The organism is Serratia sp. YWN4 (assembly GCF_055790845.1).
On sequence record NZ_CM147696.1, the window covers coordinates 3,311,360 to 3,337,283 of the forward strand.

Here is a 25,924-nt window from a genome sequence, read left to right on the forward strand (position 1 = left end):
CAGGACGACACCAAACTATCAACAATAGTTCCAAAAGAATTATTGACGGCAGTGGCAAGGTGTCCGAATAACACTAATGAGGGTAATAATGATGAAACGCAACATTCTTGCAGTAGTAATCCCAGCTCTGTTAGCAGCTGGTGCAGCAAACGCAGCAGAAATCTACAACAAAGACGGCAACAAGCTGGATTTGTATGGTAAAGCTGTTGGCCTGCACTATTTCTCTAGTAATGAAGGTGATGACGGTGACAAATCTTACGCGCGTCTTGGCTTCAAAGGTGAAACCCAGATCAATAGCGAACTGACCGGTTATGGCCAGTGGGAATACAACTTCTCAGCTAGCAACAGCGAAGGTAAAGATGCCCAAGATGGCAACAAAACCCGTCTGGGCTTTGCTGGTCTGAAATTCGCTGATTACGGTTCATTCGACTACGGCCGTAACTACGGCGTAGCGTATGACATTGGTGGTTGGACCGATATGCTGCCTGAGCAAGGTGGCGATACCTACACCTTCACTGATAACTTCATGAACGCACGTGCTACAGGTGTAGCGACCTATCGTAACAAGAACTTCTTCGGTACGGTTGATGGTTGGGACTTCGCGTTGCAGTATCAGGGTAAAAATGATCGCGAAGGCGAACCTAAAAGAGCTAACGGCGACGGTGTAGGCGTTTCTACCACTTATGCAATCATGGATACCGGTATCAGCCTCGGTGCTGCATACACTTCTTCCAACCGTACTCTTACTCAAAAAACTCAATCCTCTGCTCGCGGTAATGTTGCTGAAATATGGGCACTGGGTGCCAAGTATGACGCGAACAACGTCTACTTTGCGACCATGTATTCAGAAACACATAACATGACTCCATTCGGTAGCAAGTTCGATAAGGCTATTGCTAACAAAGCTCGTAACTATGAAGTGGTTGCCCAATACCAGTTCGACTTCGGCCTGCGTCCTTCTATCGCATACCTGCAATCCAGAGGTTTAGACCTGGTTCAAGAGTTTAATGGTATCAGGTATAACAACCAAGACTTGGTCAAATATGTTGATATCGGTGCTACTTACTACTTCAACAAAAACATGTCTACCTATGTTGATTACAAAATCAACCTGCTGAACGACAACGACTCTGGGTTCTACAACGCTGTTGGTATTGCTACTGACAACATCGTAGCTACCGGTCTGGTTTACCAGTTCTAAGTTGTTGCGCTTAATGGCAGTCTCTTGCCAGATGAGTTAAAAACAGGGCTTCGGCCCTGTTTTTGTTTACGTTGTCCTGCCGCTTTTTATCCTGTTAATGCTCCCTTCTCCGTCATTTTTTGTGCTGAATCTGCCGCCATCACAAGATCGATGTGTTTTTCTCGCAAACGGTTGGCAAAGCCGATAACTGGCGCTACCCTGATGCTTCTGTCTGCTTAACTCTAGGCCATGGAAGCAATCTGACATGTTTGAAAAAATCACCGCTGCACCTGCCGACCCGATTTTGGGTCTGACCGATATTTTCCGCGCGGACGCCCGTCCGAACAAAATCAACTTAGGGATTGGCGTCTATAAAGACGAAACCGGTAAAACACCGGTACTGGCCAGCGTGAAGAAAGCTGAACAATACCTGCTGGAAAATGAAACCACCAAAAACTACCTTGGTATTGAAGGTATCCCTGCGTTTGCTAGCTGTACACAAGAGTTACTGTTCAGCAAACAAAGCCCAATCATTGGCAGCAAGCGTGCGCGCACCGCGCAAACACCCGGTGGTACCGGTGCCCTGCGTGTCGCAGCAGATTTTATTGCCAACCAAACCAACGCCAAACGTATCTGGATCAGCAACCCAACCTGGCCTAACCATAAAAATGTGTTCGGCGCTGTTGGCCTGGAAGTGCTGGAATATGACTATTATGACGCCGCCAACCATGCGCTGGACTTTGATGGCCTGCTCAATAGCCTGAAACGTGCGGAAGCTGGCGATGTGGTGCTGTTCCACGGTTGCTGCCATAACCCAACCGGCATTGATCCAACCGAGGCACAGTGGGCACAACTGGCAGAACTTTCCGTCGCCAAGGGTTGGTTGCCGCTGTTCGACTTCGCCTACCAAGGTTTTGCCAGAGGTCTGGAAGAAGACGCTCAAGGGCTGCGTATTTTTGCGGCCAAGCATCAGGAACTGATTGTTGCCAGTTCTTACTCGAAGAACTTCGGTCTTTACAACGAGCGGGTTGGTGCCTGCACCGTGGTCGCTGCCGACGCTGAGACTGCCGATCGTGCATTCAGTCAGGTTAAAGCCGCGATCCGCGCTAACTACTCCAACCCACCGTCACACGGTGCAGCCGTGGTGGCCACTATTCTGGGTAATGAAGCATTGCGTGCCACTTGGGAACAGGAACTGACCGACATGCGCCAGCGCATTCACCGTATGCGTCAGCTGTTCGTGAATACCCTGCAAGAGAAAGGCGCGAAGCAGGACTTCAGCTTTATCATCAACCAAAATGGCATGTTCTCTTTCAGCGGGTTGACCAAAGAGCAGGTTCTGCGCTTGCGTGATGAGTTCGGTGTTTATGCCGTTAACTCTGGCCGCGTTAACGTGGCGGGTATGACGCCAGACAATATGGCACCGCTGTGCGAAGCCATCGTCGCCGTGCTATAAGCTGAAAATTCGGCATTGAAAAGGGGCGCTCTGCGCCCCTTTGCTATTATTTCTGTTGGGAAAATTTCCCTTACCAGATGGCTGGCTCTTCACGCAGGAAAGGATTGGTTTGGCGCTCTTGCCCAAAGGTGGACATCGGCCCATGCCCGGGAATAAACGCGATATCATCGCCTTGCGGTAATAACTTGGTACGGATCGAGTTAATCAGCGTCTGATGGTCACCACGCGGGAAATCGCTTCGCCCTACGCCACCGCTGAACAATACGTCGCCCACCAGCGCCAGACGTGCCTTATCGTTGATAAAAGCGACATGGCCCGGTGTATGGCCAGGGCAATGCAGAACACCCAGCGATACCTCCCCCACCTGCACAGTATCCCCTTCTTCCAACCATTTTGTTGGCGTAAAGGCTGCACATTCTGCCAAGCCGAACATGCGGCTCTGAGCAGGTAAACCTTCGAGCCAGAAGGCATCTTCTTTATTTGGCCCCAAGATCGGCACCTGATAATACTCAGCCAATTCAGCCGCCGCACCAACGTGATCGAGATGACCATGCGTAAGCAGAATCTGGCTAATCTTCACGCCTTTTCTCGCCACTTCCGCTTTCAATTTTTCTGGCTCACCACCAGGATCAACCAAAGCGGCCTGCTGCGTGTTGTCACACCAGATCAGGGTACAGTTTTGGCTGAACGCCGTTACGGGAATAATATGGTATTTCATAAAGCTCCAACGAAAAAAGCGCCATACCCGACAGGCTGGCGCTATTCACCATGGTGCACAGTGATTACCAGGTCCGCACCGGGCCGGTATCAATGTGCACAAAGTTGCTACGTGGATAATAGCCTACACCACCAGCGCGCATTTTTAACGCCGCTTTGCGGATGTTACTCAGTTGGATACCTTCAATATGGAAATCCATTGCCTGCCCTTTGGTGTGATAACTCTGTTTAGCCACACCACGGCTGTGCTCACGCATTTCATTATTGGTTGATGAAGAGCGGTAACCCGAAATCAACTGAATCGGCTTGGTCGTTCCCAGCAAGCCTTGCAGGCGATAGAGATGATCAAACAGATGAGGATCGATCGTCTTGATCTTATTGGCACGATAATCACGGAAAATATGGTTCAACCGCACTAACTCTTCCCGGTTGTAACCTTTACCGTTGAAAAACTCGGCCTTAATGGATTCGCCGGTATTCAGATTATTGAGTACCAGAATACGTGGGCGAGCGGTAGAAAGACTGGCAAACGCCTGCCCAGGGAGCAGTGCGATACCCATGGCTGCGCTACCTAGCGTTAGCCATTTACGGCGATGATGATCAATTTTGTCCATGACTCTTTTAAACTCGGCAAGAATGTCAAAATAAATGCACAAAACTGCGCACAGCCCGAACCATAACCGCCAGCGTATGCGGAGTCAACCCGCTATAGGCTTAGGTTTACAAGCACTCACAAAAAGAGTGCTTGTGGGTAACCAGACATTCAGACCGTTATTTACCTAGAATTACTGCATTTATTGCATCAATTTTTCAGCCTGAGCCAAAATTTGTGCACCCGATCTCACCGTAGCATCATAATTGTAAATATCTGTACGGAACTGTGGTTTGCCGTCATCAGCAACCCAAGCCGTCAGATAATAAAGTTGCACCGGGATGTGCTGGCGAATATTCACATAAGTGGTATTGCCCGCTTTCAGCGTGGAGGAGACTCGAGCGTTATTCCAGCCAGCATCCTGCAGCAGCATCTTGGCCAGATCAGAAGCCTTGTTCACACGCACGCAGCCCGAACTTAACGCACGGATATCTTTCTGGAACAAACCGTGGTTAGGCGTATCGTGCAGATAGATCGCATCGGAACTTGGCATATTGAACTTGAAACGCCCCAGCGAATTGCTGGCCCCAGGTGCCTGCTGGATGCGGTAAGGGAAATTGCGTGCTGAAGTCACGTTCCAGTCAATCATGGATGGATCGATCGCCTCAGATTCATTGCTCCAGCCAGAAAACACTCTATAACCATGCTTCTGGAAATACCCCGAGTCATGCATCGCCTTAGGCACGATATCTTCACGTATCAGCTTAGTCGGTACATTCCACGGTGGGTTAACCACCACATTGTTCAATGCGCTGCTCATCAATGGCGTTTTACGGCTTGGACGGCCCACAATCACCCGCGACGACAACACTTCATTGCCATTCAGGTAATAGATCAGTGAATAGTTCGGAATGTTGACCATAATGCCGGTATCAACGTGACCAGGCAAAATACGCAGGCGTTGAATGTTCAACGCCAGCAAAGAGGCGCGCATTTGGGGGGAAACGTTCAGCCATTCGCGGGTTCGAGCACCGATGACACCGTCTGGCGTCAATCCTTGCCACGTCTGGAAACGCTTAACCCCTTCCACTAAATCGTCGGTATAACGGTTGTCCGTCACCGAAACCGGGCTAGCCGCTTGCCGCACCAACGGAGCTTCGGGAGAAGGCGCAAGATCCTTAATCGGTGCCGCCGCTGGGCTGACTACCGCCCCGGCAGTACTGCGATTCTTCTCTTCATCCACCGACAGATCGTCTTCCACCACCGGTGCTGTTGCGGCTGTCGGGGTCGCTGCGGGTTCCTGCGAATGCGGCGTGGCGACCGGTACTACGGTTAACATTCCGGTACGCGCAAGAATTTCCCGTAGCGCCGGGATGTCGTCACTGAGTTGACCAGGGCGCAGGCTTGAACCATTGCTCACCTGCGGCCACGGACGCCCATCGGCTAACAGCTCACGCAGCGCCTGATGCATTTTTTCATACTGCGGATGTTGGGGCGTCAGCGAATTGACATACGCCAGGGTTTTGCCCTGTAGTAGCGCAAGCTGCCACTGGTTGATCACGGTATTCGCTGGCAGCGCCAGCTTGTAAGGAACATTGCTGTACAGCCAACGGTTGCCGTTTACCCCGATTGACGAAACAAACTGCAGATAGCCCAACATGGCATCAGACAGCACAATATCGCGTGCCATATCGGTGATTGCCGGATCGGTGAGTAATTTCACCCACTGGGTGAACTGTGGCTGTATACCCGAAATGGCGAGTTCAGCAAGTTGCTGCTGGAACTGCAACACGGTTTCCCGATCCTGCCACATTGGCTGCATTTGGTTGGATGCATACAGTTGAGCCAAGGTAGGGAGATAATATGGCACCGCACCTTTAGGCAATACCGCCAATATTTCAGTGCGGCTTTGCACAGCAGACATGCCGGATGGTGACACCGATGGAAACGCCTGCACGGCAGCCCATGCAGGTAACGACATAGCAAAACTACACGCAATTGCGCAACTCAATGCCAGACGTCGTACTGAGTTTCCTTTTTTAAGCAACATCCCTTGCCCCCTGTATGCTCACAAAAATACAACAAAGATTATCTATTCGTTTCAGTATACAAACAGAACGGCCCTTTTGCTCTCAGCGCCGTAGAATTACTGTTTACTCTAATTACGTTACTTAGTTTCAGCGGTAAAAAAACCTATCTATCATCCTCGCAGCACAAAAAAATAGCCACCTAAAGGTGACTATTTTCAGACTTTTAGGGCAGTTTTATTCAAGTTTAAGGCGTTTCTGCCACCGTTGGGGGCAATGCGGCCTGTTCCGGGGCAAAACCACGTAAACCAACTACATGCACATGCTCATGATTCTGGAACACTTTACGCACCAGTTTATAAGTGGTGCCCTTTTCCGGGCTGATATTTTCTGGTGCCGCAATAATCAACTGCATTTCCAAGCGATCGCACAGCTCAAACAGCGTAGCGATGGATTTGGCATCCAGACGCGCCGCTTCATCCAGGAACAGCAAACGGCAAGGCGAGATATCTTTACCGCGCAGGCGGCGCGATTCCTCTTCCCAGCTCTGCACCACCATCACCAGAATCGACATACCGGTACCAATCGCTTCCCCGGTGGACAAAGCGCCACTTTCCGCCCGTAGCCAACCATCGGAACCGCGGAATACTTCGACTTCCAGCTCCAGGTAGTTACGGTAATCCAGCAGTTCTTCACCAATGGTCTGCGGCGTACGCTGGCCCATATCGATCTGCGGATTCAGGCGCTGATAGAGTTTCGCTAGTGCTTCCGAGAAGGTCAGGCGGTTACTGTTGAACAGATCCTGATGCTGTTCCTGCTGCTCAGAGAGCACGGTCAGCAAGGTGGCATGGGCTTCGCGTACGTTGACGTTCAAACGCACGCTCTTCACCTGGCCGAAGGAGACCGCCTGCAAGCCTTGGTTGAGCATGCGGATGCGGTTCTGTTCACGCTGGATGGTCTTACGGATGATATTCGCCACGCTCTTCGAACTGATGGCCAGCTTCTGCTCGCGGGCGGTCAGTTCTTCCGTCAGGCGGCCCAGTTCGATCTCCATCTGTTCGATGGCTTCGACCGGATCGTCAGTACGGATGATATCCTGGCGGATACGCTCGCGCAGATGCTGATACACCGCAATGTAGAACTGGATTTTACGCTCAGGCCGTTTAGGATCTTCCGACAGGCGCAATACATCGCGCAAGTGCTCGTTATCCGCCACCGCCAAGCGCAGCGCACCCAATGCCTTATCCGACATAGATCGCAGTTCATCGCCGTCCATATAGGCCAATTCACGGCGATGCAGACGGCGTTCAACACCGTTGTCTTTCACCAGGCGCATTACCGCACACCAGCCCGCTTTCGCGGTGACCACTTGCTCACGCAGTTGGTAGTAATCACGCTCCAGCTTGCGCAGTTTTTTCTGCAAGCCGTCCATTTCCGCTTCGCAGAAGGTCAGTTGCTTTTCCAACTGATTACGGCGTGTGCGATTGGTGCTCAGCGCCGCATGCAGTTCGTCACGGCGCTGGCGCGCGCGGGCTTCGGCATTGGCATCCGCCTGTACGCCGATGTCCACCAGCTCTTGGCTCAGCTCTTTCAGCATATCGCGCTTGGCATCAAAGGAACTTTTCAGCGATGCCAGCACTTGGCTGTACTGGGTAAACTGGGTCTGATACTGGCGCAGTTGCTCGCGGGCGCGAGTCCGCTCCGCTTCCGCATGTTCCAGCCGCTGGCGCAGTTTCTCGTTGAGATCGTTGTTGGCATTCTGCATACCGGCAGAGTCGGTATAGCTGAAGTGTGCGCGGCGTTGCACCACTTCGGTGAGCGCAAACGCCTGCTGTTTGGCCTGACGCTGCGTTGCCTGCGCCTGGGTGTAATCCAGTTGCAGCTGCTCGTGCTGTTCCGGATCGCTTTGCAGCACCGATAACAGCGGCTCCAGCTTGGTCAGCGCAACCCCATTCTGTTGAATATAGCGCGCAGCATCCTGGGCCTCTTCCAACTCTTCGCGGATTTCCTCAACGCGATCCTGCAACGTATCGTCATTGAGCAGCGAAACCAGCGGCATCAGGCGGTTCAGCGCGGAAATCCCCTCTTTCGCCTGTTCGTATTGCTGACGCTGCTGCTGATTCTGCGCTTCGTGGTTGTTAAGCGAACGCTCAATCTCACCACGGCGGCCGTTCATGGTGCGGATTTCTGCCTCAGGATCGGCATCAAATGCCACCGCCAGATGGGAACCGATAAAGCGGCTGAAAGCCTGATGGGAACGCTGGGTTTTCTGCACGTCAAATGACAAGGTGGCATAGCGTTCAGCCAACGAGTCACGTTCGGCATACAACACTTCCAGGCGATTCTCACGCGCCGCACGGCCAAACAACGGCACTTCCGGGTAACGCGAATAACGCCATTGGCGATCGGCGGTCTTCACCACTACCGCTTTTTCATGTTCTTCAACGGCGAATACGCTGTCATCGAACGACTGCGGATCCCCTTCGATCAGGTAGAGATCCTCCGGGCAATCGTCCAACCCTTGCAGCATCTCGCGCACCAGCGACAGATCCGGCACCACGATCGCATGGCGCGACGGGCCATACAGCGCGGAGAAATAGGGCGCGTCGTCAATGGTCACATCGTCATAAATTTCTGATAGCAATACGCCACCGAAACGCTCGGCCAGCGCTACCAGCCGTTGATCTTCCGCACCGCTTGGCTGACTGAGGCGTTCAATTTGCGCTTCAATCTCGCGCTTGCGCGCAGCCACTTCGTCGCGCTCAACGGTAGTTTCCCGTTCGCGCTCCAGCAATTGCTGCATGTATTCGGTAACTTGCTGGCCGTCTTCGAAAGTTTCACCACTTTGCTCACTGAGCTGGCTCAGCGAATCCTGCGCCCCTAACCAGATTGGCGCACGCGCGGTCAGCTCTTTAATACGCTGCTGGATTTGCTCCAGTTCCTGGCGCATTTCCATCCGCCGCTCACCGGCTTCGCTAACGCTCTGTGACAGCGATTCCAGACGCTCTTCCAGCTCTTGCTGCAAGGTATCGAGTTCGTCCGGTTGATATTCCTGCCCATGGCGTTTACAGAATTCCTGCAACAAACGCTCGGCATCCTGTTGTGAACGCAGGCGTTGTTCCAGTTCGTTCAGGCGCATACGCAACGGCTGGACGCGTTCGGCCTGGTGCTGCTGCGAAGGCCAGTCACGCAGCAGCTCGCGGGCGGTTTGCCAGGCTTCACTGCGGCTCACTTCACCGGCTATTTTACCCACCAATTGATAAGCCTGTTCGAACTGGCTGTGGGCGGCATCCGCCACGCTCAGTTTCTGTTCCAACATCAACAGGGCTTCGGTAGCCTCTTGCTCACGCGCCTGGAAGGTTTCCAGCCACTCCTCGGCATTATCGGCGGTCAGCTCCGGCACCTGGCACAGCGCGCGGGCACGTTCAAGCGCCTGAAGTGCCTGTTGATATTGAATGGCACGAGTCTGCTGCACGTCCAGTGCCTGTTGGTAATCGGCAAGCTGGCTTTTTAACTCATCCACTTCCAGCTCAGCGGCTTCGGCACGTGCTTCATTGTCTGCCTGCTGCTCACCCGCTTCTGCCACCACTTCATTCTGCTCTTCCAAGCGGTAAGTCAGTTCTTCCAGATCGCCTTCATAACGCTCGATCTTTTCCTGCTGGCGCATCGCCGTCTGCACCAGATTAAGGTGATCGCTGGCGGCCTGGTAATCGGTTTCCAGATCGGATTCGGCACCGCTTTGCTCGGCCAGTTCGCGCGCCATTTCAACATGGCGGAACTGTTCGCTGGCCAGTTGCTTGCGGCTGCCCAGCAAATCGCTGCGCAACACCAGCGCGCCATCCAGGTGGATACGGCGCTCATTGGCGTGGCGCATGTAGTCCGCCGCCACGTAAGAGGTGGCCTCAGAGATCAAATGCTTGAACAAATCGCGGTCTGACTGGGTAACGCGGATCGCCTCCAGCGTCATGCGGTTCTCACGCAGCGCCGCTTCCATATCCTGGAACGCTTTGCGCACACCGCTGTTTTCCGGCAACAGGTAGTCGCGCAGTGAGCGGGTAATGGCGCTGGAGATCCCGCCATAAAGCGAGGCTTCGATCAGGCGATAAAACTTGCTGCGATCGGCCGAAGAACGCAGACGTTTCGGGATCACCCCGAGGTCAAACATCAATGAGTGATAATCAGTAATGGAGTTGAACTGTTTGAACTGCACTCCTTCCATCTCTTCGACGCGCTCTTTCAGCTCCTGCAACGAAAGCACACGCGCCTGACGTTCACCCACGGTCTGAGTCAACAGTTCAGTCGGTTGTACCGCCGTCGGCAGCCCCTGAATGGTGAAGGGTTTGATATCGACCTTGCGATCGCGCCCTGCCACCTGCTGCAAACGCACCCCGACCACCACACGTTGATGGCGCGAGTTCACCACGTCCAGCGTAGAATAGCAGACACCGGCGCGCAGCTTGCCGTGCAACCCTTTATCGCGTGAACCACTGGTGGCACCCGCTTCGGTGGTGTTACGGAAGTGCAGCAACGTCAGATCGGGGATCAGCGCGGTAACAAACGCCGCCATGGTGGTGGATTTCCCCGCCCCATTACCGCCGGACAGCGTGGTGACCAACTCATCCAGATCAAAGGTTCGAGCGAAAAAACCGTTCCAGTTAACCAGCGTCAGTGAGCGAAATTTACCGCGTTCAATCATTCCTGTTCATCCTCTGCACCGTCTATGGCGTTATCGGCCTGCACATCTTCAGCCTCGCTCTCATCATTCAGCGACAGGCTGTTTTCCACCGGCATCGCCTCACCGTCACGAATCATCCGCAACTGCGCTTCACGCGGATCGTCACCGCTGCGCACGTCGGCCCCAAAGCGGAACACTGCTTCGGTAATGCGGAATTTGCTGCTGTCGTTGCCCATGAAATAGACCATGCCCAAACGGCGCAGGCGGTTCAGCGATGAACGCACTTTTTCATGCAGCTTTTGCCGATCCAGATCCGAACCGGTAGAACGCTGGTTAACAAACTTCAGCAGCTTATTTTCATCTGCCAGGCTCAATAGCTCTTCATACAGCTCCTGCTGGCTGAAGATGCCTTCGTGCGCCAAGCGCTCCGGGCTGAGATAGAGATAACACAGGATCTTACCGACCATCATATCCAGCTCGGAAAGCACCGAACGCGGGATCAGCGTAGTGGAACGCGGGCGCAGGTAGAAAAACCCCTCCGGCGCGCGGATCAGTTCGACACTGTAACGGGCGTAAAACTCTTCCAGTTCGTCCTGAAAATCCATTAAGAAAGCGTGGTTGTCCAGTTCATCGATGCCGATGTGGCGCCCCGCGCGCAGTTGGCTATCGAGCGCCGGGAACAGCGTATTCGACAGCGCCTTGGCCAGCTTGACTGGCATTACTTGTTCAATATTTGTCGATGACATGGGCCTGTACCTTGGCTCCGTAATCATTGATTGCCTGCCACTGCGCTGGCAACCCTGAAAAATCAGCTTCAGCCACACCAAGGCGCACTGCCTGGTCGACCACTATGCGAGCGACGTCGAAGTGACGTGCTCGCGGATATTGCGCCAGATAATCGCGCATCACCGCCCCTAAATTGAGCGGCATTTTTTGTTCCTGATAAACCTTCAACGCTTGTTCGATCATCGCTGCCAGTTGCTCGCGAATTTCGCTGAACTCTTCATATTCCAGATCGGGCGGCAGTTCCCCGGTCACTTCCTCACTGCGCAACGCCAATTCTTCATCACGCATATCGAACAGACGATCGGCATTGGCGTGAGTCAGTGTCCAAGGGTTATCGAAGTAGTTTTGCACCGACTGGCGCAAACGTTGCGCAAACACGCGGTTTTTATCCATATCGATCGCGGTGCGGATAAATTTGTGAACGTGGCGATCGTAACCGATCCACAGGTCGATCGCCTGTTGGCCCCAACTGATGATGCGATCCAGCTTGCTTTGCAGGTCAAACACCAGCTTATCGACAAAGCCCAGCTCCATGCCACCCAGCGTGGCGTCCTGGATCCGCAGCAGATTGGCCTGCAGCTTATCACCTGCGGCCTCCAACGTATCCTGCAACTCACGCAAGGTGCCGGAAGTTTCCGACAGCAACATCTCACAGCTGGAGATCGCCGCGCGCCAATCCTGGTTCAGCAGGGCGGCAATATCTTCTTTTACGCTCTGCTGCTGTTCGTCCATCAGGCGCTGCGTCAGATCGATGCTGTCAAAGATCTCGGCCACCGAATACTTCAACGGTGCAAAAACGTTACGGTGCCAGTGGAAATCATCACCGCCCTCTTCGGCGGCGTCGGCGGCGCGCTTAAGCTCTTCCGCCACGATAGACAGTTGCATGGAAAGGCGCAGGGTCGAGAATTCACGCTGGCGGATGTAATAGTCGGTAATGCCGATACCCAACGGTGTCAGGCGGTAGATGGCATTGCCATCCGCCAGTTCGCTGATAAAACGGTTCAACAGGCGCTGGCGCACCATATCGTTGATCGCATTGTTGGCGCGAATGGCCACCGTTTCATGCGTCTGTTCAAAACCTTTACTGACATGGCGAAATGCATCAACCAGCTCACCTTCACTCATCTCACCGTCCAGCCGCTCGCCATTTAACGTGGCGATAGCCAGCAGGAACGCAAGACGCTCAGTGGGGAGCGAAATAGAGAAATCATTTTTCCGTGCCCAGGCGACCAGTTCGGGTACTGTCTGGGAAAATTCACTCATAGTTCGTCCTTCAGGTTTGGTTTATGCGCCATGACGTGAATATAGCGACCCAAACTCACATACGGCTCCTGTCGACAATAAAGCTGTTCAAGCGCCAGTAGCTCTTCAAATTTTTGTGTCTGCAATTGTCTGCTTTGCAGATAGTCATGGAAAACCCTCACGCCGGTTTTCCCTGAAATCTGCATCCCCAACTGTTCCAGCCACGCATACACCTGCGGCGGTTTATGTGGGTACTGTGGCGACAAAGAGCGCTTGCGGCGCCTGCGGACTTCGGGATCCACCAGTTGGAAATTCCCCAGCACCACGTTGCGCATCAAAAGACCATTGGCATTAAAGAACATCAGCGACAGCGCCCCTCCCGGCAACAGGCAGTCGAACAGCGCCGCCAATGCCGCCTGTGGCTCGGCGATCCACTCCAAAACCGCATGGAACAATATCAGATCAACCGGCTGTTCCAAGTGTTGCCCGATGTCTTGCGCCGAACTTTGTATAAATTGCATGTTCTGGCTCACACCTTTCTGCTCTGCCAGCAGCGCGGCGCGCTGGATCATCTCACCAGAAAGATCGCACAACAACACCTGATGTCCTAATTCTGCCAACTGGCAGGCCATATGACCTTCGCCACCGCCAGCATCCAAAATGCGCAATGGCCGCTGCGGCAATTGCGCCAACAGCGTGGTCAGATCCTGCCAAACCACCGCCTGGCGGATTTTCCCTTTGGTCGTGCCGTAAATATTACGCGCAAACTTCTCCGCAATATCGTCAAAATTGCGATCCTGCATGGACAACGGCTCCGCTGAGTTCATCTTGGCTTGAGGCAAAGCACCAGCCCATTCAAACCTGCTATTTTGGCACAGACTGGCTTAGAATGAATCTTCTTGCGGCGTGATTACGCCCAGATGTCGTTTTTTCGCCCAAAAGGACCTGATTTTTGATGCTGTTTAATCTGAAAAAGTTCATCGGCAACCTGTTTATGCCGTTACCCGCCCTGCTTTTGCTGATGGGATTGGCGCTACTGCTGCTGTGGTTTACCCGCTGGCAAAAAAGCGGCAAAACCATTTTGAGCCTGAGTTGGCTGTTTTTACTGCTTTTAAGCCTGCAACCGGTCGCCGATCGTTTACTGCGGCCGCTCGAATCCCACTATGCCACTTACCGCGGTGATGATCGGGTCGATTATATCGTGGTACTGGGCGGCGGTTACACCTTCAACCCAGACTGGGCACCGAGTTCCAACCTGATCGGCAACAGTCTGCCGCGGGTCACGGAAGGTGTCAGGCTATACCTCTCTCATCCCGGTAGCAAGATGGTGTTTACCGGCGCTCGCGGGGCCAATACCTTGAGCAATGCCGCGACCGCAGCGCGCGTAGCTGAAAGCCTGGGAGTGCCACACGGCGATATCGTGATTTTGGATCGCCCGTTGGACACGGAACAAGAAGCCGCGCAAGTGGCCGCACTGGTCGGAGAACAACCCTTTATTCTGGTGACCTCTGCCAACCATCTGCCGCGCGCAATGCGCTTTTTCGAAGCCGAAGGGTTACACCCGATCCCGGCACCGGCCAACCAACTGGCGATCAGTTCACCGTTAAATATTTGGGATCGGGTGATGCCATCCTCGATATTCCTCGGCCACAGTGAGCGCGCGGTGTATGAAACCCTTGGCAGCCTGTGGCAGCAATTGAAAGGGGATCACGAAACGATGTCAGACTCACAGTAATTAATCGGCCAGCCAGGGCAGCAACTGTTTTGCCGCCTGATCGAACAGCAAGCGATCCAGCTTGCCGGTGTGAATCATCCGGCCCACCGCTTCCCACACCGCATACAGCCAGCGACGCACCAGGAACAACTCTGCCACTGGTGCACGTTGCAGATAGCGAAACAGCAACTGATCCGGCATCCCCGCCTCACACAGCCTGAACAGCTCATACTCCCGCGGAGCCCACAGCATCATGCCAGGATTAAGCATCGCCAGCAGTTGATCGGTTTTGGCATCTTTCAGCATGCTGCGCAACGAAAGGTTGCCGTGTACCAGCACGCAGGGATCGTCAAAACCGGCAAAGAAATTGGGCAGTGCTTCTCGCGTGCGATAAAGCAGACGGCGATCGGTCATGGTGAACAGCGGCGAGTTGAGGTTACTGAGCGTTGACCACAGCACTTCGACACGCTGCTGATACCAGCAGAACCAATCATTTTCCTGGGTGCTGTCTACCGTACCGACGCAGCCGTGGCTATCGATACGGTGCCAAGCCAATACACCGTCGATAATCTGGTCCATCAGCATGTCCCAGCGATCGGGGGTGCGCGTGGGTGCTTCAACCGAAACGCCGCGCAGGCGCTCGATCAGCAAAATCTCTTTATAGGGGGATTCATGGCTATACACCATGCCATAAACCGTCGGCAGACGAATATCCCCTTCACGTGCCAACATGGAGAGCTTATAAGCCTCCTGCTGCGCGATCCCCTCACAAACAAAACTTTTCGCCATCAACGGAATCGCGTGATCCTGTTGATCATACAGCGAATACATATGTGCATAGGGTTGCTCGCTAACACGCTCCAGGCGACTGATTGATTCACCCAGCACCACACTCAATTCGGCACGCAACTGCTCCATTGGGCAAAACCCTCTAGGTTAAGGAAAAGCGCCCTACATCATCGAACGGTGAACAGCGAAATTCTTCAACGCAGATCAATAAAATGGAGATAAGGAAACAAGAAATGAAGCGGCCAGAGTGATCTGACCGACAGAATAATCAGTTTTTAATGCTGTCACGCACGCGTTGCAGATCTTCTGGCGTATCAACGCCCACACTCGGAATGGCTTTTGCCACCGCAACGTGAATTTTTTCGCCGTACCACAGCACCCGGAGCTGCTCCAGCAGTTCGATCTGCTCAAGCTGGCTGGGCTGCCAAGTCACGTAGCGGCGCACAAATCCAGCCCGGTAGGCATAAATGCCGATATGGCGCAGCAGGCTATCGCCGATGCTTGCTTTCGACTGGGCAAAGCGTTCACGATCCCACGGGATGGTGGCGCGTGAGAAATAGAGCGCATAGCCCTGTGCATCCATCACCACTTTGACGGCATTCGGGTTAAACGCCTCTTCGGCGGTTGCGATTGGCACGGCCAACGTCGCCATTCCAGCCTCGCAGGAGGCGAGATTCTCGGCTACCTGGCGGACGATTATCGGCGGAATCAGAGGCTCATCGCCCTGCACGTTGACGATGATTTGATCGTCAGTAAAGCCGCATTTCTCGATCACTTCCGCCAAACGCTCGGTACCTGAGTGGTGGTCGGGGCTGGTCATACAAACCTCGCCACCGGCAGCTTCTACTGCTTTGGCCACTTCGGGATGATCGGTAGCGACAATAACGCGCGAAGCACCGGACTCACGCGCGCGCTCCATCACATGTACCACCATCGGTTTACCGTGGATATCGGCCAGCGGTTTACCCGGCAAACGGGTGGACGCATAGCGAGCAGGAATAATAGCGATAAAACTCATGCGTGTTTCTCATCCAGTGACAGTGAACGCGCTTCGTTTTCCAGCAACACCGGAATACCATCGCGCAGTGGGTAGGCCAGGCCGTCCACTTTGCAGACCAGTTCCTGGTTTTCTTTATTGAAGTAGAGCTTGCCGTTGCAGACCGGGCAGGCAACGATTTCGAGTAAACGGTGATCCATGCTTCCTCCAGGGGATATAGGCATCAAGGAAAGTGCGTGAGGATAGCATAACGCTATAGAGCAGGTTAATCACCGCCTGATTTACTCCGCGAAATCCGTTATTCCACACGCCAACCTGTCGACCATTCCGCCGCCAACTGAGTCGGTATATCCCCCAGAGTGACCTGTTGCGCACCGTGCCACTTCGCCGTGCGAGTTATCGCCTGCCGGATATCCTGGCAGCGCTGCTTATTCAGCTTGGTTTTCGGCTCCAGATGAAAACTGATAATTTCAAAAATGCCCAGTTTACGATGCATTTTTGCATCAACTCGACCGATCAGTTCACCCCGCTGCAATAGCGGCAAAGTGAAATAGCCGTACTGACGTTTTTCCTTCGGCGTGTAACATTCCAGCCGGTAATCAAAGTTGAACAGATCTAATGCACGGCGACGATCCCACACTACCGGATCAAAAGGGGAAAGCAGGCAGGTCACGCTGGACTTAAGTTTCCCTTGTTCAGCCAATGCCAACTCGGCGGCCAACGACTGATGCACATAGAATTCGCCTTCCAGCCCGTTGATTTCCACCGGCAGAATCTCCCCTTGTTGCAGCAGCGTTGCTAACAGCTTTTTAGGAGCCACACGCTTCAGGCGATAATAATCCGCCAGCCATTCGGCTTTAAAAATACCCAGATAGCGGCAACTACGGCGCAGCATTTCCTGTTGAGCCTCGGCCCGCGGCAAAGCATGGACATTATCATCCCAATCAGGCAGTAACCGCTGGGTAAGATCGTAGACGCGATGGAAATTACGGCGTTCGGCCACCATCAGCTTACCGGTGGTAAACAGAGTCTCAAGATGGCGTTTTTCCGGTTTCCAATCCCACCAGCCATTAGCGCCTTTCTTTTCGGCGGTGAAGTCTGCCGAACGCACCGGGCCTTGGGTTTCGACATGCTGCAAAAGCGCCTCAATGGCCGCATGGTGTTTTTCCACCCACGCTTGTGAGTGTTTCCAGCCCATTCCCTGCGGATCCAGCATACGGTGGCGTAGCAATCCGAAATCATCAATGGGGAGGAAACAGGCTTCATGCGCCCAATATTCAAACAGCTTGCGATCGGCCAAAGCCTGCTCCAACCATTCAGGCTGATAATCACCCAGGCGGTTGAATAGCACCAGATAAGGGCTACGTGCAACCACGCTGATCGTATCGATTTGCAGCAGCCCCATGCGTTCTATGGCACCAATCACATCATCGGGTCTGGCTTTGCGTTTAACAGGGGAGAGCAGCCCTTGAGCGGCAAGATGAAGCGCGCGGGCAGAAGAAAGCGAAATAACGGGGGTTGGCATCCTGATATCCCAGGTGATTGAACAATCGCCTGATCATAAAGGATATCGAAGAATTTTTCTTCGCCAGTGCATGGGGTGGCGGCACCGGCACTGGCGAGGAAGGGGTGGGTCAGAACGCGATAACGTCTGCCGCAGACAGCCCGTGAGAGCTACGATAGATCGAGAACTCGACGTTCTGACCTTCATTTAACGATTTATTCTTGGTATTGGCGATAGCACGGCGGCTAACATAAATTTCGTCACTACCATCAACCGGGGAAATAAAACCATAGCCTTCGCTCTGATTAAACCACTTCACTCGGCCCATTTTTAACACAGTATTTTTAAACATCATTTAATTCCTTTCACTTGAGCATCCTTAACAACATCATTTTTATTATTGTTTGGATGCTACCAGCCCATCCTAAAGTTTCTCGTAACAAACCTCTCGTGAGCAAAAAATAAAAAACCCGCACTTTGGCGGGCTTGTTGAGCTCAATATCTTCCGCAATAACTCAGCATAAATGCGTCATTATGGTTGTATCAAGTTCTCTATACGTTATTCCCTGTGGATTTACAGAGCAACAACGTTGGCGGCAGCCGGCCCGCGCGGGCTGTCCTGAATGGTGTACTCAACACGCTGGCCTTCTGCCAGGGTTTTGAAACCATCGGTCATAATTGCGGAGAAGTGTACGAACACATCTTTACCGCCGTCTTGTTGCTCAATGAAACCAAAACCTTTGCTTTCGTTGAACCACTTAACCTGACCCATTTTCTTAGACATTACTATTACCTTTTAAATATATTTACACAACCTACCATGAGGCGATTTGGCCGTTTTCAGAATCATTACTTATGGGAGGTACTTAGAAGGTTCGTCTTTGAAGCGGAATCAGATGATAACGTTTTGGGAGGAACTGCTTAACTCTAAACTCAAACATAAATAGGTCTGTATCACAGGCCGGGGTGTATTTACTCATAAAAATTTCATTAACACAAGAGGTTTATCACAAAAATCTCTCCCAGTTAGCCGATGATCTTGGTATCCCTATCCCTCATCGGCAAAACCAAATGAGAGCTAACGCATAAAACTCTAATATCGTTAGCCAATCTATAACAAATCCCAAACGAGCTGGCTAAACTTCAGGTGAAAACAAGGTGAGTGCCCCTCTAACCAACACTAAACCATATTATTCAGACTTTAATTAATCAAAGGAGTTATGCGCATGACTGCCCAGCAGTTCATCTCATCGAATGAGATTCGTGCCAGATTTTCCAAGGCAATGTCGACCATGTATCAGAAAGAAGTGCCGTTGTATGGCGCACTGGTCGAACTCGTGGCGGAGACTAATCGGCAAGTTCTGAGTGAAGACGCCGTCTTGGCCAATCAACTGCAAATTACCGGCGAAATTAACCGGCTGACGATGGAACGCCATGGCGCTATCCGCGTAGGCACCGCAGAGGAATTGAAAACATTGCGCCGTCTGTTTGGCGTGATGGGGATGTCTCCCGTTGGTTACTATGACTTGGCAGTTGCCGGTGTGCCCGTTCACTCAACCGCATTTCGTGCCGTGCATGAAAGCGCGCTGCAGCTCAGCCCATTCCGGGTATTTACATCTTTACTGCGGCTCGAACTGATTGAAAATGTGCAGTTGCGTGAGCTGGCCCAACAGTTGTTAGCCCGCCGCCGTATCTTTACCGAGCGGGCTTTAGAGTTGATGACGCTACATGAGGCACAAGGCGGATTGGATGAAGAGCAGGCACAGGAATTTATTGCACAAGCGCTAGAAACGTTCCGCTGGCACAGTCAAGCCACGGTGAGCGCCAGTGAATATCAACAGTTACACGATCAACACCGATTGATTGCCGATGTGGTTGCTTTCAAAGGCCCGCATATTAATCATCTAACACCGCGCACGCTGGATATCGATCGGGTACAACTGGCGATGCCAGGACGCGGCATTACGCCTAAAGCGGTGATTGAAGGCCCGCCCCCACGCAACTGCCCGATCCTGCTGCGCCAGACCAGTTTTAAGGCGTTAGAAGAAGATGTCGCCTTTATCGAGCATGATGGCCATGAAGTTGCCGGACACCATACCGCGCGTTTCGGTGAAATCGAGCAGCGAGGAGTTGCGCTTACTCCCAAAGGGCGTGCGCTTTACGATCGTCTGTTACAGGCCACCAATGATGCATTGCAAGCTCCGGCCACTGAAAAAAATGCTGCGCAGTACAATCAATTACTGATCGAACATTTTCAGGCATTTCCAGATGATTACGCCACGCTGCGCGAGCAACGATTGGCCTGGTTCCGCTATTTCCCAACAGAATGCGGTCTGGCCGCTAAAGAGGCGATAGATAAACACAGCTCTCTGGAGCAGCTTATCGCGCTTGATTACATCCGCTTCCAACCCTTGGTATATGAAGATTTTCTGCCAGTCAGTGCCGCAGGGATTTTCCAGTCCAATCTCGGTGATAGTCGCCATACGCAATACGGCACAGCGTCAAGCCGTAGCGCATTTGAACAGGCATTAGGAGCAGAAGTGATTGACGAGTTGGAGCTGTATCAACAGACGCAACAGCGTTCATTGCAGGCCTGCGCGCAAGCATTAGGGGTATGCGCGCTGGAGGCCTGATTTATTTGAGTAGTTTCTCGATATCTTGTAATAACCGCTCAGCCTGATCGGCAGGAAGTACCGCATCAACCGGTAAATACCACCAGTCAGGCTGGGCGAAATGACGGCATTTCACCGCATCTTTTTCAGTCATCAGCAGCGTCTGCCCTGCTTTTGTCAACGTAGCCAACTGCGCATGAGTGTAATCCTGGTGATCGGCAAACGGGATTTCACCTTCAACCTCAATCCCCAGCTTTTCCAGCGTGGCGAAAAAGCGCGGCGGATGACCGATTCCAGCCATTGCGACCACATGTGGCAGTTCGGTTGCCGGGCATCGTTCACCACTCGCCAGATTCACCGCATCCAGCGCTTGGAGTTTCATGGCAATTTCACCCGGTTGCGCGACACCGCCATTAGCGACGCAGGCATCCACCGTCTTCAACCGTGCAGCACGTTCACGCATCGGCCCTGCCGGTAACCACCAGCCGTTGCCAAAGCGGCGTACACCGTCAATAACCACCAATTCAAAATCACGCTGCAAAGCATAATGTTGGAGACCGTCGTCGGTAATCACCACATCAAGTTCACCCTGTTGCAGCAATGCTTGAATAGCTTCAGTACGTTTGGGGGAAATTGCCACCGGCGCACGGGTACGCTGGTAGATCAGCACCGGTTCATCACCAGCCTGCTGCGTTGTAGTTTGAGCATTCAGCACCAGAGGATATACCGCGGATTTACCGCCGTACCCTCTGGAAACAACGCCCACGCGATAACCTCGCTGCTGAAGATGCTCAACCAGCCAGATCACCATAGGGGTTTTACCGTTGCCGCCAGCCGTCAAATTCCCCACTACCACCACCGGCACGGGCGCACGCCAACTTTTACGTAAGCCCACACGATAACTGAGCCGAATAACGCCGCTAACCAGGCCATACAGCCAGGAAAGCGGCAGCAGCAGCAGATAAATCAGTGAGCTACCGGACCAGATACGCTCTATCATTACTGACCAAACTGCATACGGTGAAGCTGTGCGTAAACACCCCGTTGCTCAATCAGTGCCGCATGCTGACCACGTTCAACGATCTGACCATCCTCAACCACCAAAATTTCATCCGCTTTCTCAATGGTAGACAGGCGGTGCGCAATGACTAACGAGGTACGGTTTTTCTGCAACTCATCCAGTGCGGCCTGAATGGCACGCTCAGATTCGGTGTCCAGCGCAGAGGTAGCTTCATCAAGGATCAGAATTGGGCAATCACGCAGTAACGCGCGAGCAATAGCAATACGCTGGCGCTGACCACCGGAAAGCATTACACCATTTTCCCCAATCACCGTATCAAGACCATTCTCCATTTTGCCGATAAAGTCCATGGCATAAGCCATACGTGCCGCAGTCTCTATCTCTTCACGGCTGTAACGCTGCTCACGCGCATAGGCAATATTGTTGGCAATGGTGTCGTTGAACAGGTGGACGTTCTGCGATACCAATGCCACCTGATCGCGTAGTGAGGCCAGGGTATATTCACGCAGGTCATGACCATCCATCAGGATTTCACCTTGTTGGACGTCATAAAAACGCGTCAACAGATTGGCAATGGTTGATTTGCCCGAGCCAGAACGCCCGACCAACGCCACCGTTTTACCTTCGGCGATACTCAGATTGATATCACGCAGCGCCGGGATTTCTCGCCCAGGGTAACAGAACGTCACATTACGGAACTCGATGTCCCCTTTGGCACGCTCCACCTGGCGAGTGCCGGTATCCTTTTCCTGCTCCATGTCCAGAATTGAAAACAGAGTCTGGCATGCTGCCATACCGCGCTGGAACTGGGCATTAACGTTAGTCAACGATTTCAGCGGGCGCATCAAGGCAATCATTGAGGAAAACACTACGGTAATTGTACCGGCAGTCAAGGTTTCCATTACGCTCGGGAAGCTGGCCGCAAACAGGACAAACGCCAAGGCCAACGATGCGATCAACTGAATAATAGGATCAGAAATGGAAGAGGCAGAAACCAGCTTCATCCCCTGCTGCCGCATGCGGTTGCTGACCGAATTGAAACGCTCCGTCTCCACCTGTTGGCCACCAAAGATCAGAACCTCTTTGTGCCCTTTCAGCATTTGCTCGGCGCTGGTGGTCACCTGCCCCATGGTGTTTTGCATGTTTTTGCTGATATTACGGAAGCGTTTAGACACCAGACGGATAGCAAAAGATACAATCGGTGCCAGCACAATCAGAATGACCGAAAGCTGCCAACTGTAATAGAACATCAAGATGAACAGGCCGATGATCGACGCCCCTTCACGCACAACGGTCACCAGTGCGCTGGAGGACGACGAAGCAACCTGCTCAGAATCATAGGTGATACGTGACAATAGAGTCCCGGTGGATTGCTGGTCGAAAAAGGCCACCGGCATTCTCATCATATGGCCAAATAAGCGGCGACGCATATGCATCACTACCATGCCCGACACCCAGGAAATGCAATAGCTGGAAATGAAGCTGGTCACACCGCGCATCAGCATCAGGCCAATAACGACCAGAGGCATCCAGACCAAAACACGGCTATCGGTTTTACCAAAACCATCGTCTAAAAGCGGCTTGAGCAGGGACAACATTAGCGTGTCCCCTGCTGCGTTTAAAATTAACGCAACAGCGGCCACTATCAGCCCGGCTTTAAAAGGAGTGATCATCGGCCAGAGGCGACGGAACGTCTGCCAGGTGGAGAGATCTTTATCATTCATCATGCAGATACCAGCATCGGAAGAAATAGCGGCCCATTCTACTCATTATCGCCCTCTACGCCAAACCGCTGATGGTACCAACGGGGCATTAATTGCTCGCGAAAGCCTTTAACCTGCCAGCCGTTGTCGAAAAATAGCACACTCAACTGCCCGGAGTGTGCAGTATCTCGCCAGGCAATATGGTTCTCCCGGTATCGTTTGACGATTTTTTCTGCTGGTAACCGCCACGCGTTGTAGCGAGAAGCCGATGCAACAGCCAGTTTCGGTGCTACCGCACGCAAAAATGGCGGTGACGATGAGGTCTTGCTGCCATGATGTGGCACTTGTAAAAGAGTGGCAGGCAGAGCTGAACGCTGCTTGAGTAGTTCCTGCTCTCCACGTTGTTCCAGATCGCCAGTTAGTAAAATGCTGTACTTGCCATCATCAACCCGAACAATACAAGAGTCGTCATTATTCGCATGTTTTTTCTGCTGTGGTGGCCACAGTACCTGAAAATACAACCCACTCCATTGCCATCGTTGCCCTTGAATACAAGATAAATGGCCTTGATTAGCGAGTGGTGAACGAACGCTGGCCTGCGGGAACGCAGTCTGTAATACCGGTAGCCCGCCAATATGATCCTGATGGCTGTGGCTAATGATAATCTGCTCGACAGCAACCTGCCGCCAACGCAGATAAGGCAAAATAAAACGCTCGGCAGCGCTGGTTCTCTCCCACATATCTCCGCTGTCATAAATAACCGCTTTCCCTGCGCGCTCGATAATCACCGCTAAACCATGGCCGACATCAATCATGTCTACCCGCCAACGGTAGTCCTGCTGCCGTTCCCGCCATAACAGGCCACAAAGCAGTACGGCCAGGCAACCAACGGGAAAACTGTACCACCAATAAAAACGCCAGCAGGCAACGATCAACCAACCAATAGCACTGAATGGCAGCAAAGTGGCTCCTATCTGCACCCACCCTACCTCCAACCAAGGTAAAGGCCAAAGCGCCCAGTCAACGGTGATATCAGCCAGCCACCATAAAAAGGCACTCATTACAGGGATAAAGCTGAGCAACAAGGCCAGTAAAATCAGTGGAACAGACAGCAGTGAAATAATAGGTACGGCCCACAGATTCGCAGGAAGCGAGGTCCAGGTGGCTCCATGAAAAAGACCGAATTGTAATGGCAACAGCAACAGCGTCATACCCAGTTGAATATGCAACCAGCGTAGCGGTGCCCAGAACCAGGATAAGTTAAAACGCTGAGGCAAGGGTGCCCATTCGAACCAAAAAATCAGCGCTGCAACCGCCAATACGGAAAGCCAGAAACTGTCTGACAGCACTGCCAGAGGATCGCTTAATAGAATAAGACAAATACACCACAGCCAGATTTGCCAAGAGGAGCAGGTAACCCCTCGCAGACGCAGTACTAACCATAAAGACAGCGCGATAGCGGTTCGCAGTGCCGGAGGTTGCGCACCGGCTAACCAGACATAAACCCACATGGCAAACCAGCTTATCAATAAAGGTAAACGGTGGCCGATATAACGGGCAGGCAGCGGATATTGCACCAAACGCACCAATCCCCACAGCAGGATTGCAGACATCGAAATATGCAGGCCAGAAATCGCCATCAAATGTGCGATCCCGGTTTTAATAAAAAGATCGCGGGTTTCATTGCTAATTAATGCTCGTTCACCAAACGCCAAAGCCAGCAAAATATCACGGTGAGGCAAGGCACCCATTTGCTCATCTGCCCGGCTGATAACCCACTGCCGCCAGCCACAACGCTCGTCGATGTGCTTTGCCGACTTAATATAGCCACTGAGCGGCTGCCGGTTAGCAAAAGCCCAACGCTGACCATCAAAACCGCCTTCATTCAAGCTGCTGTGTATCGGCCGAAATCGTACTTTCATTGCTAGCCGCTGGCCTGCGCACAAGGTTCCTCCCTGCCAGTTGGCTGTAAAAAAGATCGCAGGAAATAACCTGCGCCCTTTAACCTGTTCAATGCGTAAAAGCACTTTCGGCATCCCCATACCTTCCAGCTTTACACTACTCACCGAGACGATAGCCTCAACATCATTGCTACGCGCCAGTAACGTCATTTGCTTTACCAGATGGTTGGCACTTAAAGCAGCAAAGATAAAGCCCAGCAATAGCCAACAAAGCGATTGGCACCACTTCTGTTGCGTTTGCCGCCACAGCAGCCATGCCAGAATAGCGAGCACACTTAGCAACAACGAAGACGGTAATTGCGGTAAAAAAAGCAGGGGTAACATCCCCACTACCAGCGCTATTGCTGCGATATCGACTGAAATCCTGATAGCCATCACCATTACCTACCCCGTTGTGCTGGGCTAGAGATTAATTATCTGGAGAATAACTGCCAGCAGCGGATATCAATGTATGGAAACAGCACGCAAGCTATTGCTTTCAAGCATTGCATTTGCAGCTTTATTACGTATTAGCTCGCAACTCGGATGAAACAGGAAGGGATGGAAGAGTGGGATCTAAAAGCAAAAAAAACGGCACCCTGAAGGCACCGTTTCATATTCTTTACAAGCAACAACGCTATGGAGAGTCAGAGACTAGCCATAGATATTGGCGCGGTCACGTAACTCTTTACCTGGTTTGAAGTGAGGAACGTACTTGCCGTCCAACTCGACTTTGTCACCCGTTTTAGGGTTACGACCAACGCGCGGAGCACGGTAGTGAAGAGAAAAACTGCCAAATCCGCGAATCTCGATGCGTTCACCCTCGGCTAACGTAGCAGCCATGTGTTCGAGCATCTCTTTCACGGCATCCTCAACGGCCTTCGCCGGAATATGAGATTGCTGGCCAGCAAGTCTTTCAATAAGTTCAGACTTGGTCATAGTACCTCCAAGCTTTGCAGCTAAACTACC

The 25,924-nt window shown here is 52.6% G+C and carries 21 protein-coding genes; 4 read left to right on the forward strand and 17 right to left on the reverse strand.

Annotated elements, in window-relative coordinates:
* Positions 1–91 precede the first annotated feature (91 nt).
* Together ompC and ACX9GT_RS15675 are read left to right on the forward strand one after the other, a co-directional pair.
* Positions 92–1,201 carry a porin OmpC gene (ompC, locus tag ACX9GT_RS15670; protein ID WP_473191609.1) on the forward strand — a complete coding sequence of 370 codons (1,110 nt, stop codon included), beginning with the start codon at positions 92–94 and terminating at the stop codon, positions 1,199–1,201.
* 244 nt (positions 1,202–1,445) lie between these two features.
* Positions 1,446–2,636: an amino acid aminotransferase gene (locus tag ACX9GT_RS15675; protein ID WP_473187653.1), complete on the forward strand. Its 1,191-nt coding sequence runs from the start codon at positions 1,446–1,448 to the stop codon at positions 2,634–2,636.
* A 70-nt stretch (positions 2,637–2,706) separates the two neighbouring features.
* Here ACX9GT_RS15675 and ACX9GT_RS15680 read toward each other — a convergent pair whose 3' ends face one another.
* From ACX9GT_RS15680 to cmoM, 7 genes are all read right to left on the reverse strand, one after another.
* Positions 2,707–3,354, reverse strand: coding sequence for an MBL fold metallo-hydrolase (locus tag ACX9GT_RS15680; protein ID WP_473187654.1), 648 nt, complete (start codon positions 3,352–3,354; stop codon positions 2,707–2,709).
* A 64-nt stretch (positions 3,355–3,418) separates the two neighbouring features.
* A complete protein-coding gene (mepK, locus tag ACX9GT_RS15685; RefSeq protein ID WP_473187655.1) occupies positions 3,419–3,967 on the reverse strand; it encodes a peptidoglycan L,D-endopeptidase MepK in 549 nt (182 codons plus the stop codon).
* Between the two features lie 180 nt (positions 3,968–4,147).
* Entirely contained in the window at positions 4,148–5,995 is a 1,848-nt protein-coding gene (gene ldtD / locus ACX9GT_RS15690) for a L,D-transpeptidase (protein WP_473187656.1), read from the reverse strand.
* 224 nt (positions 5,996–6,219) lie between these two features.
* Positions 6,220–10,668 (reverse strand): chromosome partition protein MukB, encoded by a 4,449-nt coding sequence (gene mukB / locus ACX9GT_RS15695; RefSeq protein WP_473187657.1) that lies wholly within the window; start codon positions 10,666–10,668, stop codon positions 6,220–6,222.
* On the reverse strand, positions 10,665–11,393 hold the full coding sequence (gene mukE, locus ACX9GT_RS15700; protein WP_473187658.1) for a chromosome partition protein MukE: 729 nt from the start codon (positions 11,391–11,393) through the stop codon (positions 10,665–10,667). Before mukE ends, mukB begins: the two co-directional genes overlap by 4 nt.
* On the reverse strand, positions 11,374–12,696 hold the full coding sequence (mukF, locus tag ACX9GT_RS15705) for a chromosome partition protein MukF (protein WP_473187659.1): 1,323 nt from the start codon (positions 12,694–12,696) through the stop codon (positions 11,374–11,376). Before mukF ends, mukE begins: the two co-directional genes overlap by 20 nt.
* Positions 12,693–13,478: a tRNA uridine 5-oxyacetic acid(34) methyltransferase CmoM gene (gene cmoM, locus ACX9GT_RS15710; protein WP_473187660.1), complete on the reverse strand. Its 786-nt coding sequence runs from the start codon at positions 13,476–13,478 to the stop codon at positions 12,693–12,695. The genes mukF and cmoM overlap by 4 nt, the downstream gene beginning before the upstream one ends.
* 152 nt (positions 13,479–13,630) lie before the next feature.
* Here cmoM and elyC point away from each other — a divergent pair, with 152 nt between their 5' ends.
* Entirely contained in the window at positions 13,631–14,410 is a 780-nt protein-coding gene (gene elyC / locus ACX9GT_RS15715) for an envelope biogenesis factor ElyC (RefSeq protein ID WP_473191610.1), read from the forward strand.
* Here elyC and ACX9GT_RS15720 read toward each other — a convergent pair whose 3' ends face one another.
* From ACX9GT_RS15720 to cspE, 6 genes are all read right to left on the reverse strand, one after another.
* Positions 14,411–15,307 (reverse strand): YcbJ family phosphotransferase, encoded by an 897-nt coding sequence (locus ACX9GT_RS15720; RefSeq protein WP_473187661.1) that lies wholly within the window; start codon positions 15,305–15,307, stop codon positions 14,411–14,413.
* Between the two features lie 139 nt (positions 15,308–15,446).
* Complete coding sequence (gene kdsB / locus ACX9GT_RS15725) at positions 15,447–16,196, reverse strand: 3-deoxy-manno-octulosonate cytidylyltransferase (protein ID WP_473187662.1); 750 nt, start codon at positions 16,194–16,196, stop codon at positions 15,447–15,449.
* Positions 16,193–16,375: a Trm112 family protein gene (locus ACX9GT_RS15730; RefSeq protein WP_004942667.1), complete on the reverse strand. Its 183-nt coding sequence runs from the start codon at positions 16,373–16,375 to the stop codon at positions 16,193–16,195. The genes kdsB and ACX9GT_RS15730 overlap by 4 nt, the downstream gene beginning before the upstream one ends.
* 98 nt (positions 16,376–16,473) lie before the next feature.
* Positions 16,474–17,700, reverse strand: a complete 1,227-nt coding sequence (locus ACX9GT_RS15735; protein ID WP_473187663.1) for a winged helix-turn-helix domain-containing protein — start codon at positions 17,698–17,700, stop codon at positions 16,474–16,476.
* A 109-nt stretch (positions 17,701–17,809) separates the two neighbouring features.
* On the reverse strand, positions 17,810–18,031 hold the full coding sequence (locus ACX9GT_RS15740; protein WP_473187664.1) for a cold-shock protein: 222 nt from the start codon (positions 18,029–18,031) through the stop codon (positions 17,810–17,812).
* Positions 18,032–18,253: 222 nt separating this feature from the next.
* Positions 18,254–18,463: a transcription antiterminator/RNA stability regulator CspE gene (cspE, locus tag ACX9GT_RS15745; RefSeq protein ID WP_037393997.1), complete on the reverse strand. Its 210-nt coding sequence runs from the start codon at positions 18,461–18,463 to the stop codon at positions 18,254–18,256.
* A 442-nt stretch (positions 18,464–18,905) separates the two neighbouring features.
* Between cspE and hglS the strand changes: the two genes are divergently transcribed.
* Positions 18,906–20,312: a 2-oxoadipate dioxygenase/decarboxylase HglS gene (gene hglS, locus ACX9GT_RS15750; protein WP_473187665.1), complete on the forward strand. Its 1,407-nt coding sequence runs from the start codon at positions 18,906–18,908 to the stop codon at positions 20,310–20,312.
* Position 20,313: 1 nt separating this feature from the next.
* On the opposite strand, the gene lpxK is transcribed toward hglS, so the two are convergent.
* The 4 genes from lpxK to ihfB form a co-directional block, all read right to left on the reverse strand.
* Positions 20,314–21,291, reverse strand: a complete 978-nt coding sequence (gene lpxK, locus ACX9GT_RS15755; RefSeq protein ID WP_473187666.1) for a tetraacyldisaccharide 4'-kinase — start codon at positions 21,289–21,291, stop codon at positions 20,314–20,316.
* Positions 21,291–23,039, reverse strand: coding sequence for a lipid A ABC transporter ATP-binding protein/permease MsbA (msbA, locus tag ACX9GT_RS15760; protein WP_473187667.1), 1,749 nt, complete (start codon positions 23,037–23,039; stop codon positions 21,291–21,293). The genes lpxK and msbA overlap by 1 nt, the downstream gene beginning before the upstream one ends.
* A 35-nt stretch (positions 23,040–23,074) precedes the next feature.
* Complete coding sequence (locus ACX9GT_RS15765) at positions 23,075–25,351, reverse strand: ComEC family protein (protein ID WP_473187668.1); 2,277 nt, start codon at positions 25,349–25,351, stop codon at positions 23,075–23,077.
* Positions 25,352–25,609: 258 nt separating this feature from the next.
* Complete coding sequence (gene ihfB, locus ACX9GT_RS15770; protein ID WP_004928264.1) at positions 25,610–25,894, reverse strand: integration host factor subunit beta; 285 nt, start codon at positions 25,892–25,894, stop codon at positions 25,610–25,612.
* Between the last annotated feature and the right edge of the window lie 30 nt (positions 25,895–25,924).

Bases quoted from the DNA above. Each gene is read 5' to 3' on its own strand.
- ompC (WP_473191609.1), top strand. From the start codon at position 92: ATGAAACGCAACATTCTTGCAGTAGTAATCCCAGCTCTGTTAGCAGCT.
- ACX9GT_RS15675 (WP_473187653.1), top strand. From the start codon at position 1,446: ATGTTTGAAAAAATCACCGCTGCACCTGCCGACCCGATTTTGGGTCTG.
- ACX9GT_RS15680 (WP_473187654.1), bottom strand. From the start codon at position 3,354: ATGAAATACCATATTATTCCCGTAACGGCGTTCAGCCAAAACTGTACC.
- mepK (WP_473187655.1), bottom strand. From the start codon at position 3,967: ATGGACAAAATTGATCATCATCGCCGTAAATGGCTAACGCTAGGTAGC.
- ldtD (WP_473187656.1), bottom strand. From the start codon at position 5,995: ATGTTGCTTAAAAAAGGAAACTCAGTACGACGTCTGGCATTGAGTTGC.
- mukB (WP_473187657.1), bottom strand. From the start codon at position 10,668: ATGATTGAACGCGGTAAATTTCGCTCACTGACGCTGGTTAACTGGAAC.
- mukE (WP_473187658.1), bottom strand. From the start codon at position 11,393: ATGTCATCGACAAATATTGAACAAGTAATGCCAGTCAAGCTGGCCAAG.
- mukF (WP_473187659.1), bottom strand. From the start codon at position 12,696: ATGAGTGAATTTTCCCAGACAGTACCCGAACTGGTCGCCTGGGCACGG.
- cmoM (WP_473187660.1), bottom strand. From the start codon at position 13,478: ATGCAGGATCGCAATTTTGACGATATTGCGGAGAAGTTTGCGCGTAAT.
- elyC (WP_473191610.1), top strand. From the start codon at position 13,631: ATGCTGTTTAATCTGAAAAAGTTCATCGGCAACCTGTTTATGCCGTTA.
- ACX9GT_RS15720 (WP_473187661.1), bottom strand. From the start codon at position 15,307: ATGGAGCAGTTGCGTGCCGAATTGAGTGTGGTGCTGGGTGAATCAATC.
- kdsB (WP_473187662.1), bottom strand. From the start codon at position 16,196: ATGAGTTTTATCGCTATTATTCCTGCTCGCTATGCGTCCACCCGTTTG.
- ACX9GT_RS15730 (WP_004942667.1), bottom strand. From the start codon at position 16,375: ATGGATCACCGTTTACTCGAAATCGTTGCCTGCCCGGTCTGCAACGGC.
- ACX9GT_RS15735 (WP_473187663.1), bottom strand. From the start codon at position 17,700: ATGCCAACCCCCGTTATTTCGCTTTCTTCTGCCCGCGCGCTTCATCTT.
- ACX9GT_RS15740 (WP_473187664.1), bottom strand. From the start codon at position 18,031: ATGTTTAAAAATACTGTGTTAAAAATGGGCCGAGTGAAGTGGTTTAAT.
- cspE (WP_037393997.1), bottom strand. From the start codon at position 18,463: ATGTCTAAGAAAATGGGTCAGGTTAAGTGGTTCAACGAAAGCAAAGGT.
- hglS (WP_473187665.1), top strand. From the start codon at position 18,906: ATGACTGCCCAGCAGTTCATCTCATCGAATGAGATTCGTGCCAGATTT.
- lpxK (WP_473187666.1), bottom strand. From the start codon at position 21,291: ATGATAGAGCGTATCTGGTCCGGTAGCTCACTGATTTATCTGCTGCTG.
- msbA (WP_473187667.1), bottom strand. From the start codon at position 23,039: ATGATGAATGATAAAGATCTCTCCACCTGGCAGACGTTCCGTCGCCTC.
- ACX9GT_RS15765 (WP_473187668.1), bottom strand. From the start codon at position 25,351: ATGGCTATCAGGATTTCAGTCGATATCGCAGCAATAGCGCTGGTAGTG.
- ihfB (WP_004928264.1), bottom strand. From the start codon at position 25,894: ATGACCAAGTCTGAACTTATTGAAAGACTTGCTGGCCAGCAATCTCAT.